Source organism: Priestia sp. JNUCC 25, assembly GCF_053667915.1.
In genome coordinates this window covers 247,501-259,751 of the sequence record NZ_CM132211.1, presented here as the reverse complement: position 1 = coordinate 259,751, position 12,251 = coordinate 247,501, and the positions used below count along the sequence as shown (strand labels likewise).

9 protein-coding genes, 2 rRNA genes and 1 riboswitch are annotated in these 12,251 nt (G+C 42.5%); all 11 genes read right to left on the bottom strand.

Going from position 1 to position 12,251, the window contains the following annotated elements; translation table 11 throughout:
* Window positions 1-18: 18 nt before the first annotated feature.
* Complete coding sequence (purF, locus tag JNUCC25_RS01455; RefSeq protein WP_013055041.1) at window positions 19-1,434, bottom strand: amidophosphoribosyltransferase; 1,416 nt, start codon at window positions 1,432-1,434, stop codon at window positions 19-21.
* Entirely contained in the window at window positions 1,410-3,641 is a 2,232-nt protein-coding gene (gene purL, locus JNUCC25_RS01450; protein WP_064471263.1) for a phosphoribosylformylglycinamidine synthase subunit PurL, read from the bottom strand. Before purL ends, purF begins: the two co-directional genes overlap by 25 nt.
* Window positions 3,625-4,311: a phosphoribosylformylglycinamidine synthase subunit PurQ gene (purQ, locus tag JNUCC25_RS01445; protein WP_013055039.1), complete on the bottom strand. Its 687-nt coding sequence runs from the start codon at window positions 4,309-4,311 to the stop codon at window positions 3,625-3,627. The genes purL and purQ overlap by 17 nt, the downstream gene beginning before the upstream one ends.
* A complete protein-coding gene (gene purS / locus JNUCC25_RS01440) occupies window positions 4,308-4,559 on the bottom strand; it encodes a phosphoribosylformylglycinamidine synthase subunit PurS (protein WP_013055038.1) in 252 nt (83 codons plus the stop codon). The genes purQ and purS overlap by 4 nt, the downstream gene beginning before the upstream one ends.
* 7 nt (window positions 4,560-4,566) lie before the next feature.
* Entirely contained in the window at window positions 4,567-5,274 is a 708-nt protein-coding gene (gene purC, locus JNUCC25_RS01435) for a phosphoribosylaminoimidazolesuccinocarboxamide synthase (protein WP_013055037.1), read from the bottom strand.
* Window positions 5,275-5,348: 74 nt separating this feature from the next.
* Window positions 5,349-6,641, bottom strand: coding sequence for an adenylosuccinate lyase (purB, locus tag JNUCC25_RS01430; protein ID WP_013055036.1), 1,293 nt, complete (start codon window positions 6,639-6,641; stop codon window positions 5,349-5,351).
* A complete protein-coding gene (purK, locus tag JNUCC25_RS01425) occupies window positions 6,638-7,783 on the bottom strand; it encodes a 5-(carboxyamino)imidazole ribonucleotide synthase (protein WP_064471262.1) in 1,146 nt (381 codons plus the stop codon). The genes purB and purK overlap by 4 nt, the downstream gene beginning before the upstream one ends.
* Window positions 7,776-8,264 (bottom strand): 5-(carboxyamino)imidazole ribonucleotide mutase, encoded by a 489-nt coding sequence (purE, locus tag JNUCC25_RS01420; RefSeq protein WP_013055034.1) that lies wholly within the window; start codon window positions 8,262-8,264, stop codon window positions 7,776-7,778. The genes purK and purE overlap by 8 nt, the downstream gene beginning before the upstream one ends.
* A 128-nt stretch (window positions 8,265-8,392) precedes the next feature.
* Window positions 8,393-8,494, bottom strand: a riboswitch (purine riboswitch).
* Window positions 8,495-8,578: 84 nt separating this feature from the next.
* Window positions 8,579-8,779, bottom strand: a complete 201-nt coding sequence (locus tag JNUCC25_RS01415) for an NETI motif-containing protein (protein ID WP_029325482.1) — start codon at window positions 8,777-8,779, stop codon at window positions 8,579-8,581.
* Window positions 8,780-8,945: 166 nt separating this feature from the next.
* A 5S ribosomal RNA gene (gene rrf, locus JNUCC25_RS01410) occupies window positions 8,946-9,061 on the bottom strand.
* Between the two features lie 63 nt (window positions 9,062-9,124).
* Window positions 9,125-12,060, bottom strand: a 23S ribosomal RNA gene (locus tag JNUCC25_RS01405).
* Window positions 12,061-12,251: the final 191 nt, after the last annotated feature.

The following is a 12,251-nucleotide window of genomic DNA, read 5'->3' as shown; positions in this document are numbered from 1 at the left end:
TCCTTTTTTACGTTAAAACTAACAAGTTACCTTTTCATGAGGGTGTACAGTATCTGGATAAATTTCAGTTGGATACTTTCCAGTGAAACATGCCATACACTGTCCGCCGTTGCCTTCATACTGTCTGCCGATTGCATCTACTAATCCTTCGTTGCTTAAGAAAACAAGTGAATCAGCTTCAATTAATTCACGAATTTCTTCAACAGAGCGCGTAGCAGCAATTAGCTCAGAAGATGACGACGTGTCAATTCCATAAAAACATGGATTTTTAATAGGTGGTGAACTGATGCGTACATGTACTTCAGTTGCTCCTGCTTCTCGAAGCATACGAACAATGCGACGGCTTGTTGTGCCGCGAACGATAGAATCATCTACCATAACAACACGTTTACCCTCTACAATTTTACGTACTGGAGACAGCTTCATTTTTACACCTTGTTCACGCAGTTCCTGTGAAGGTTGAATGAATGTACGGCCTACGTATCGATTCTTAATTAAACCTAATTCGTATGGGATACCTGACTGTTCTGCAAAACCGATCGCTGCTGAAATACTTGAATCTGGAACGCCTGTTACAACGTCTGCTTCAATTGGTGACTCAACTGCAAGTTGTTTCCCCAAATTTTTACGTGCAGAGTGGACATTGATTCCATCAATATTACTATCTGGTCTTGAGAAATAAATATATTCCATACTGCAAATTGCGCGGTTTACGTTTAATGTGAAACGTTCTGATTGAATACCTTCATCGTTAATAATGAGTAATTCACCCGGCTCTACATCACGCTCATGAACTGCTCCAACAATATCAAATGCACATGTTTCAGAAGCTACTACATAAGCATCACCTAATCGTCCAATTGATAGCGGACGCAATCCGTGAGGGTCAAGTGCAACCATCATCGTATCTTCTGTTAAGATAACGAATGCGTATGCGCCTTTAACCATTGATAAAGCATTTTTTACTTTATCTTTCATATCTTCATAGCCGCTTCGTTTAATTAAGTGAGCCAGTACTTCTGTATCCGATGTTGATTGAAAAATACTCCCTTGGTTTTCCAGCTGATGCTTTAATGCATTTGCATTAACCAAGTTTCCATTATGAGCTAACGCAAGGCTTCCGCTATGAGAGCGGAAGTGAAGGGGTTGAACATTTTCAAACCCTCCGCCTCCAGCTGTTGCATAACGAACGTGTCCAATTGCTGCTTTACCGTTTAGTTGCTCTAACTCTCCGTGGCCAAATACTTCGTTAACAAGACCGACGCCTTTCATTACTGTCACTTTTTCTCCGTCTGTTACAGCAATACCAGCGCCTTCTTGTCCGCGGTGCTGCAAGCTATGCAAACCGTAATAAGCAATCTGGCTTGCATTTTCATGTCCCCATACACCGAATACGCCACATTCTTCGTTTAAGCCTTTGATTTCAGCAAGCATGGAAGCGCTCCTTTCCAAGCAGTAGTTAATTCTTCAACTGATAATTGAACAAGAACATTTTCTTGATGTTTAACAGTTAATGTTGCGTCTTCTGTTACGCGTCCTACTAATATTACATCTTGTACAAGCATTTCGAATTTTTCTTTATTCTCTGGAGAAACCGTTACGATAAAACGTGATTGTGTTTCACTGAATAGCTCTGCTGTTGCTTCGCCGTCTACCGTTACGTCCACACCTAATCCGCTGCCGTTCATCACTTTTTCAGCTAGGGCTACCGCGAATCCTCCTTCTGCAATATCGTGAGCAGATTGAACTGCACCTTCACGAATTGCTTGAAGAAGCTGATCTTGACGTGTTTTTTCAACTGCTAAATCTAATTTAGGTGAATGCCCAAATACCGTACCGTTTTCTAGTACTTTTTGAAGCTCAGTACCTGCGAATTCTGCTTCAGCTTTACCAATAACATAGATTAAGTCATCTTTTTGCTTCGCATATTGAGTTGTAATATGGTTGATATCGTCGATCAAACCAACCATTCCGATAACAGGAGTTGGGTAAATTGCTTCACCTTTTGTTTCATTGTAAAGAGATACGTTACCGCCGATAACCGGAGTCGATAGCTCACGGCAAGCGTCGCTCATACCGTCTGTTGCTTTTTCAATTTGCCAGAAGATTTCTGGTTTTTCAGGGTTACCGAAGTTTAAGCAGTCTGTAATTGCAAGAGGCTGTGCACCTGAACATACAAGGTTACGAGCAGCTTCTGCTACTGCAATACGGCCGCCTACTTCTGGGTCTAGGTATAAATAGCGAGAGTTACAGTCTGTTGTCATCGCTAATGCTTTATTTGTATCACGTACACGAACAACCGCCGCGTCAGATCCAGGAGATACAACTGTGTTTGTACGTACTTGATAGTCATATTGGTTGTAAACCCACTCTTTGTTTGCAATAGTAGGCTGTTTTAAAAGTGTTACTAACATATCACTGTGATTTTCAACAGTAGGAGCATATGCTGATTGCTCTTGGAACTCACGATAGTATGCTGGTTCTTGAGATGGCTTGTGGTACACCGGTGCATCTTCTGCTAATGCATCTACAGGAACATCTGCGACTACTTCTCCGTTATGAGTTAAACGAAGGCGCTTATCGTCGGTTACGTGACCAACTGAAACAGCTTCTAATCCGTATTTTTCTACGATTTCTACGATTTCATTTTCACGGCCTTTTTCAACAACGATGAGCATGCGCTCTTGAGATTCTGAAAGCATCATTTCATATGGTGTCATACCTGTTTCACGCTGAGGTACAAGATCAAGGTTCATTTCAATACCAGAACCTGCTTTACTTGCCATCTCTGCTGAAGAACTTGTTAAGCCCGCAGCACCCATATCTTGAATACCGACTAAAGCGTCACACTTGATAAGTTCTAAGCAAGCTTCAAGAAGAAGTTTTTCCATAAATGGATCTCCTACTTGTACAGCAGGACGCTTTTCATCTGACTGATCAGATAGTTCTTCAGAAGCGAATGTTGCCCCGTGAATACCGTCGCGGCCCGTTTTTGCTCCTACGTACATAACCGTGTTGCCAACGCCTTTAGCTTGACCTTTTTGAATGTCTTCGTGATTAATTAAACCCACACACATAGCGTTAACAAGCGGATTTCCTTCATATGAAGCTTCAAACTGAATTTCTCCGCCTACTGTTGGGATTCCTACACAGTTACCGTAACCTGCGATTCCCGCTACTACTTCCTCAAACAAATGACGAACCTTTGGAGAAGTTAATTCACCAAAACGCAAAGAGTTTAAAAGTGCAATCGGTCTTGCTCCCATTGAAAAGACGTCACGAATGATACCACCTACACCAGTTGCTGCTCCTTGATAAGGTTCAATCGCTGATGGATGGTTATGACTTTCGATTTTAAATACAACGGCTTGGTTGTCACCAATATCAACGATACCAGCTCCTTCACCAGGACCTTGTAATACTTTTTCACCCGTGATAGGGAATTTTTTCAGTACAGGCTTAGAGTTTTTATAACTGCAGTGCTCTGACCACATAACAGAGAATAAGCCTGTTTCTGTATAATTAGGAGTACGACCAAGCAGTTGCTCTACATTCGCAAACTCTTCGTCTGTTAATCCCATGTCTCGATATAACTTTTGTTCTTTAATTTGCTCTACATTTGGTTCAAGAAGTAACGACATTTTGTTCCCTCCACTGCTTTACGATTGATTGAAATAATTTAAGTCCGTCCGCGCTTCCTAAAAGATCGCTTACCGCTCTTTCTGGGTGAGGCATCATTCCTAATACGTTGCCTGTTTCGTTCGTAATCCCTGCAATATCTTGAAGACTTCCGTTTGGATTATCACCTGCGTATTGGAAAAGAATCTGGTTGTTTTCAATCAATTTTTGTAACGTGTGTTCATCACAATAGTAGTTGCCTTCACCGTGTGCCACTGGAATAGCAATTACTTCATCTTTGCCATAAGCATTTGTAAACATTGTTTCGTTATTAGCTACTTTCAAATTCACTGTTTTACAGATGAATTTTAAGTTTTCATTACGGCGCATAGCACCTGGCAGTAATCCTGCTTCTAATAAAATTTGGAATCCATTACATACACCTAGTACTGGCTTTCCTTGGCTTGCTGCTTTTTTTACAGCGTCCATTACATTTGAGAAGCGAGCGATAGCACCTGAACGAAGGTAATCTCCATATGAGAAACCACCTGGAAGCAAGATACCATCATATTGATCTAATGATTCTGTATCGTGCCAAACGTAATCTACTTCTTCACCAAGCTCATCTTTGATAGCATGATACATATCGACGTCACAGTTTGATCCTGGAAAAACAATTACAGCAAATTTCACTGTACGACAACCTCCTCAACCTCGTAACGGTAATCTTCAATTACTGTATTAACTAAAAGCTTTTCACACATTTCTTTTACGCGTTCATCTAATGAATCTGTGCTGTCGATTGTTAGCTCTAAAAATTTACCGATGCGTACTTCTTCTACTTCTTCATAAGACATACGGTGCAATGAATTTTTAACGGCTACTCCTTGAGGGTCTAATACACTTTCTCTTAATGTGACAAATACTTTTACTTTATACATGGTTGGGTTATCCTCCGATTCGCTGTAAGATTTTTTCGTATGCTTCTGTTAAACCGCCTAAATCTCTGCGGAATACATCTTTATCTAATTTTTCGTTCGTATGAACATCCCAGAAGCGGCAAGTGTCAGGTGAAATTTCATCCGCTAAAATAATGTCGCCTTGAGAAGTACGGCCGAATTCTAATTTAAAATCCACTAAGAAAATATCTTTATCTTTGAAAAATTTCGATAATATTTCGTTAATTTGAAGTGCTTGTGCCTTTAAACTATCAATCTCTTCTTGAGTTGCAGCTTTAAGGAAAATCGCATGTTCTGCAAGAATTAATGGATCACCAAGCGCATCATCTTTGTAGTAAAGTTCAACGATTGGCTGTTCAAAACGAATACCTTCTTCTACGCCAATTCGCTTCGCCAGGCTTCCTGCTGTAGCATTTCGTACAACAACTTCAAGCGGGACAATTTCTACTTTCTTAACCGCTTGTTCATGATCTGAAAGCTGCTTCACAAAGTGAGTTGTAATCCCTTGCTCATGTAACATTGAAAATAGTAAACTACTAATTTGATTGTTCAACTGTGCTTTTCCGCTAATCTCCGCTTTTTTCTGACCGTTGAATGCTGTAGCTTCATTTTTGTAAGCAACCCACAATACATCTTGCTCATCAGTAGCGTAAATCTTTTTCGCTTTTCCTTCATAAAGTAACTCTTGCTTTTCCATGCTGTCACCTCTACATACAGAATATTCAGATACACTTTCTTAGATAAAGGCAAGGACGTGCCTTGCCTTTTTTATTAAAGACCTAAACGTTCAAAAATCATATCTACATTTTTTAAATGGTGCTTATGATCGAAACAATCTTCAATCTCTTCTGGTGATAAGTGGCGAGTAATACGTTCTTCGCCTTCAATTAAAGAACGGAAAGGAACTTGCGTTTCCCATGCTTCCATTGCTTTTGGCTGTACTAAGTCGTATGCTTCTTCGCGTACCATGCCTTTATTGATTAGTGTTAACAGTACACGCTGTGAGTAAATTAATCCTAGTGTACGATCCATGTTGCGCTTCATGTTGTCAGGGAATACTGTTAAGTTTTTAACAATGTTTGCAAAACGATTTAACATGTAATTTAAAGCAATCGTTGCATCAGGTAAGATGACACGCTCTGCCGATGAATGAGAGATGTCACGCTCATGCCAAAGCGGTACATTATCATAAGCTGTAACCATATAGCCGCGAATTAAGCGAGCAAGTCCCGTTACGTTCTCAGAACCGATTGGATTACGTTTATGAGGCATTGCAGATGAACCTTTTTGACCTTTTGCAAAGTACTCTTCAACCTCACGTGTTTCACTCTTTTGAAGACCGCGAACTTCTACTGCAAATTTCTCAATAGATGTCGCAATTAACGCTAGTACTGACATATAGTGTGCATGGCGGTCACGCTGTAGTGTTTGCGTAGAGATTGGTGCTGGTGAAATTCCTAACTTCTCACATACGTATTTTTCAACGAAAGGATCGATGTTAGCGAACGTTCCAACTGCTCCTGACATTTTACCGAATTCCACTTCAGCTGCTGCACGTTTTAAACGCTCTAGGTTACGCTTCATTTCTTCGTACCATAATCCCATTTTCAAACCAAATGTCGTTGGCTCAGCGTGTACACCGTGCGTACGTCCCATCATAACCGTATACTTATGTTCTTGAGCTTTTTCCTTTAGTACTTCTACAAAGCGCTCTACGTCACTTAGCAAGATTTCATTAGCTTGCTTTAATAAATAAGATAGAGCTGTATCAACTACGTCAGTTGAAGTCAAACCGTAGTGTACCCACTTGCGCTCTTCACCAAGCGTTTCAGATACTGCACGAGTGAAAGCTACTACGTCATGACGCGTTTCTAGTTCAATTTCATTGATGCGGTTAATATCAAAAGATGCATTTTGACGAATTAACTTCACATCTTCTTTCGGAATATGTCCTAATTCTGACCATGCTTCGCAAGCTAGAATTTCAACTTCTAACCAAGCTTTAAATTTATTTTCTTCTGTCCAAATAGCTGCCATTTCTGGTCTTGTATAACGTTCAATCATGTTGTTACTTCCTCCGTTCTTTCCCAAATTCCTAGAGATTCGGCTTTTTCTATCGCCTCATCTATCTTATCAGCTAATACCGTGATATGTCCCATTTTTCTCTTCTCTTTTGCAACTTTTTTTCCGTACAAATGCAAGTGCATATCATCTAAACATTCGATTTTTGCCATTGTGTTCTCAATATGTTCCCCTAATAGATTAACCATAACAGCAGGTTTTAATAAAGTCGGCTGTGCTAGGGTCCAGTTACAAATGGCTCTTACGTGCTGTTGAAATTGAGAAAGATCACAAGCATTGATTGAATAATGACCTGAATTATGAGGTCTAGGTGCCATTTCATTTATATAAAGCTGACCTTCTTCAGTTAGGAACATCTCAACTGCTAATGTACCAACTAAATCTAATCCTTTTGCTATTTCTTGCGCATATTGAAGAGCTTTCGCTTCTTGATCTGCTGTAATACGTGCTGGAACAATTGTTTGGTGTAAAATATGATGCTTATGAATGTTCTCAGCTACTGGTAAACATACCGTTTCGCCTTTTGCATTGCGGTGCACAATAACTGATACTTCTTTATCTAAATTCATCCACTGTTCTACAATACATTCCGATTGCGCTAATAGCTCAGCTGCTTCACGAATATTATTTTCATTTTTCACTAGAACTTGCCCTTTACCGTCATATCCGCCTCGGCAAGTTTTTACAACACAAGGATAACCAATTGTTTCGACAGCTTTTAAAAGTTCTTCTTCAGTCGTAACGATTGCGTAGTCAGGAACGTCTAGATTAAGCTTTGTAATCATTTCTTTTTCTAAACGGCGATTTTGTGTAACGGCTAGTAAATGACTGCCCTGTGGCACGTAGCATTTTGTTTCTAGCCATTTCATCATCTCAACATCAACGTTTTCAAATTCATAGGTGATGACATCTGACACTTCAGCAAGCTTTTCAACCGCTTTTCTATCATCATAGTTGCCAATGACTTTAATATCTGCTACTTGACCGCAAGGAGAATCTTCTGTTGGTTCAAGCACTGCAATGTAATAACCCATTTCTTTAGCAGATAGTGCAATCATTCTCCCAAGCTGTCCACCGCCTACGATTCCAATTGTTTTACCAGGAGGTATAAGTAAATTAGACAAGTTGATCACTACTTTCTAACACGGATGATTTAATAGACTCTCTACGATTTTCAAGTTGATCACTTAACGTTGGATCCTGTGTTGCTAAGATTTGTGCTGCTAGCAACCCAGCGTTCGTAGAACCAGCTTTTCCAATAGCTACTGTAGCTACCGGTACGCCGCCTGGCATTTGAACAATCGATAAAAGTGAATCTAAACCGTTTAAGTTACTTGATTTAACTGGTACACCTATTACAGGTAAAATTGTTTTTGCAGCAATCATACCAGGTAAGTGAGCAGCGCCACCAGCGCCAGCAATAATAACTTTAATCCCTCGTTCTTTAGCAGTTTCAGCATACTCAAACATATAATCCGGCGTTCGATGTGCTGATACAACTTTCTTTTCATATTCAATATTTAATTCATCTAAAATGTCACACGCATATTTCATAGTGCTCCAGTCTGACTGACTGCCCATTACAACAGCAACTTTTACATTCATGAATAAAAGCTCCTTTTTCACGTTATAAAAAAACCTAGGGTATGTTATGGCTCACTAAAGGAAAGCCACAACTACCCTAGGTTTCATGTATCAACATTCCTTTTGAAAAGGAATCATGTTTACCTATTTAGTAATTGTACTCTCCTCATAGTCCAATGATTTACGGTCATCGGGTAGAAACTCGTGGGCCATATTCCCACTATTATATGAGGTTTCGGATATCTCAATTGACAACTTAATAATAACAGCCAAACCAGAAAAAAGTCAACCCGAAAATCGAATGTTTACTATTTTTATCATTAAAATGTTCGTATTTAGAGACTTTTCCCCTCGAAAACAATCTGTTGCTTTACCGGAATATACTCTTTTTTACCATTTATTTCTTTTTCTTCAAAGATAGGCTTTTCCATTCGTCGAACGGGCATATACCCATCTTTTTTCATCCGATCTAAACAACTTGCGATTGTTTCATTTTCCTGTAATTCGTATAGTACTTTTTTTGATTTCTTAACCAAAATGCAGCCTCCAGTTTGAAAGAAGTTTCTTACAACGTCAAAAAGAACTTTTATACTAAAAAATTAAATGAATCCACTATAGTGTAACATAATTTAAAAGTTAAATTCACGCTGTAATTTTTAGAAACAAAAAAGACTAGTCATTGAATGACTAGTCTTTTTATTGGCCTGGCAACGTCCTACTCTCACAGGGACAAAGTCCCAACTACCATTGGCGCTAAAGAGCTTAACTTCCGTGTTCGGTATGGGAACGGGTGTGACCTCTTCGCTATCGCCACCAGACAAGAGATTGCTCTCTCAAAACTAGATAACAGTTTGCTGAGTAAAGCTTACGCTTTTAAAAGTTTGGTTAAGTCCTCGATCGATTAGTATCAGTCAGCTACACATGTCGCCACGCTTCCACCTCTGACCTATCAACCTGATCATCTTTCAGGGATCTTACTAGCTTGCGCTATGGGAAATCTCATCTTGAGGGGGGCTTCATGCTTAGATGCTTTCAGCACTTATCCCGTCCACACATAGCTACCCAGCGATGCCTTTGGCAAGACAACTGGTACACCAGCGGTGTGTCCATCCCGGTCCTCTCGTACTAAGGACAGCTCCTCTCAAATTTCCTACGCCCACGACGGATAGGGACCGAACTGTCTCACGACGTTCTGAACCCAGCTCGCGTACCGCTTTAATGGGCGAACAGCCCAACCCTTGGGACCGACTACAGCCCCAGGATGCGATGAGCCGACATCGAGGTGCCAAACCTCCCCGTCGATGTGGACTCTTGGGGGAGATAAGCCTGTTATCCCCGGGGTAGCTTTTATCCGTTGAGCGATGGCCCTTCCATGCGGAACCACCGGATCACTAAGCCCGACTTTCGTCCCTGCTCGACTTGTAGGTCTCGCAGTCAAGCTCCCTTGTGCCTTTACACTCTACGAATGATTTCCAACCATTCTGAGGGAACCTTTGGGCGCCTCCGTTACATTTTAGGAGGCGACCGCCCCAGTCAAACTGCCCACCTGACACTGTCTCCCGGCCCGATCAGGGCCGCGGGTTAGAATTTCAATACAGCCAGGGTAGTATCCCACCGACGCCTCCACCGAAGCTAGCGCTCCGGCTTCTCAGGCTCCTACCTATCCTGTACAAGCTGTACCAAAATTCAATATCAGGCTACAGTAAAGCTCCACGGGGTCTTTCCGTCCTGTCGCGGGTAACCTGCATCTTCACAGGTACTATAATTTCACCGAGTCTCTCGTTGAGACAGTGCCCAGATCGTTACGCCTTTCGTGCGGGTCGGAACTTACCCGACAAGGAATTTCGCTACCTTAGGACCGTTATAGTTACGGCCGCCGTTTACTGGGGCTTCGATTCAGAGCTTCTCCCAAAGGATAACCCCTCCTCTTAACCTTCCAGCACCGGGCAGGCGTCAGCCCCTATACTTCGCCTTGCGGCTTCGCAGAGACCTGTGTTTTTGCTAAACAGTCGCCTGGGCCTATTCACTGCGGCTCTCTCGGGCTATACACCCTACCAGAGCACCCCTTCTCCCGAAGTTACGGGGTCATTTTGCCGAGTTCCTTAACGAGAGTTCTCTCGATCACCTTAGGATTCTCTCCTCGCCTACCTGTGTCGGTTTGCGGTACGGGCACCTCCCGCCTCGCTAGAGGCTTTTCTTGGCAGTGTGGAATCAGGAACTTCGGTACTATAATTCCCTCGTCATCACAGCTCAGCCTTTATGATGAGCGGATTTGCCTACTCATCAGCCTAACTGCTTGAACGCGCATATCCAGCAGCGCGCTTACCCTATCCTACTGCGTCCCCCCATTACTCAAACGGCGGGGAGGTGGTACAGGAATATCAACCTGTTGGCCATCGCCTACGCTTTTCAGCCTCGGCTTAGGTCCCGACTAACCCTGAGCGGACGAGCCTTCCTCAGGAAACCTTAGGCATTCGGTGGACAAGATTCTCACTTGTCTTTCGCTACTCATACCGGCATTCTCACTTCTAAGCGCTCCACCAGTCCTTACGGTCTGACTTCACTGCACTTAGAACGCTCTCCTACCACTGACATCAAAGATGTCAATCCACAGCTTCGGTGATACGTTTAGCCCCGGTACATTTTCGGCGCAGAGTCACTCGACCAGTGAGCTATTACGCACTCTTTAAATGGTGGCTGCTTCTAAGCCAACATCCTGGTTGTCTAAGCAACTCCACATCCTTTTCCACTTAACGTATACTTGGGGACCTTAGCTGGTGGTCTGGGCTGTTTCCCTTTTGACTACGGATCTTATCACTCGCAGTCTGACTCCCATGGATAAGTCTTTGGCATTCGGAGTTTGACTGAATTCGGTAACCCGTTGGGGGCCCCTAGTCCAATCAGTGCTCTACCTCCAAGACTCTCACAACATGAGGCTAGCCCTAAAGCTATTTCGGAGAGAACCAGCTATCTCCAGGTTCGATTGGAATTTCTCCGCTACCCACACCTCATCCCCGCACTTTTCAACGTGCGTGGGTTCGGGCCTCCATTCAGTGTTACCTGAACTTCACCCTGGACATGGGTAGATCACCTGGTTTCGGGTCTACAACCACATACTAAACGCCCTATTCAGACTCGCTTTCGCTACGGCTCCGCCTTATCAGCTTAACCTTGCATGGGATCGTAACTCGCCGGTTCATTCTACAAAAGGCACGCCATCACCCGTTAACGGGCTCTGACTACTTGTAGGCACACGGTTTCAGGATCTCTTTCACTCCCCTTCCGGGGTGCTTTTCACCTTTCCCTCACGGTACTGGTTCACTATCGGTCACTAGGTAGTATTTAGCCTTGGGAGATGGTCCTCCCAGCTTCCGACGGAATTTCACGTGTTCCGCCGTACTCAGGATCCACTCAAGAGGGAACGAAGTTTCAACTACAGGGTTGTTACCTTCTTCGACGGACCTTTCCAGGTCGCTTCATTTACTTCGTTCCTTTGTAACTCCGTATAGAGTGTCCTACAACCCCAAGAGGCAAGCCTCTTGGTTTGGGCTAATTCCGTTTCGCTCGCCGCTACTCAGGAAATCGCATTTGCTTTCTCTTCCTCCGGGTACTTAGATGTTTCAGTTCCCCGGGTCTGCCTTCAATATCCTATGTATTCAGATAAAGATACTGTTCCATTACGAACAGTGGGTTTCCCCATTCGGAAATCTCCGGATCAAAGCTCACTTACAGCTCCCCGAAGCATATCGGTGTTAGTCCCGTCCTTCATCGGCTCCTAGTGCCAAGGCATTCACCGTGCGCCCTTTCTAACTTAACCATTAGCGAATAAATGGTACAACATAATGTTGTGTTATTTATTGGTTTGATTAAAGAAAAGTTTCACTTTTCCTCAGCAATTACTGTTATCTAGTTTTCAAAGAACAATCGCAACCAAAATTCTTCTTATTAGATAAGAAGAAAGTAGTGTGCTTTCTATAATTGAGAGATTGAACTCTCAAAACTGAACAA

Excerpts from the sequence above, each read along its gene's own strand:
- purF (WP_013055041.1), bottom strand. The coding sequence starts at position 1,434 with ATGCTTGCTGAAATCAAAGGCTTAAACGAAGAATGTGGCGTATTCGGT.
- purL (WP_064471263.1), bottom strand. The coding sequence starts at position 3,641 with ATGTCGTTACTTCTTGAACCAAATGTAGAGCAAATTAAAGAACAAAAG.
- purS (WP_013055038.1), bottom strand. The coding sequence starts at position 4,559 with ATGTATAAAGTAAAAGTATTTGTCACATTAAGAGAAAGTGTATTAGAC.
- purC (WP_013055037.1), bottom strand. The coding sequence starts at position 5,274 with ATGGAAAAGCAAGAGTTACTTTATGAAGGAAAAGCGAAAAAGATTTAC.
- purB (WP_013055036.1), bottom strand. The coding sequence starts at position 6,641 with ATGATTGAACGTTATACAAGACCAGAAATGGCAGCTATTTGGACAGAA.
- purE (WP_013055034.1), bottom strand. The coding sequence starts at position 8,264 with ATGAATGTAAAAGTTGCTGTTGTAATGGGCAGTCAGTCAGACTGGAGC.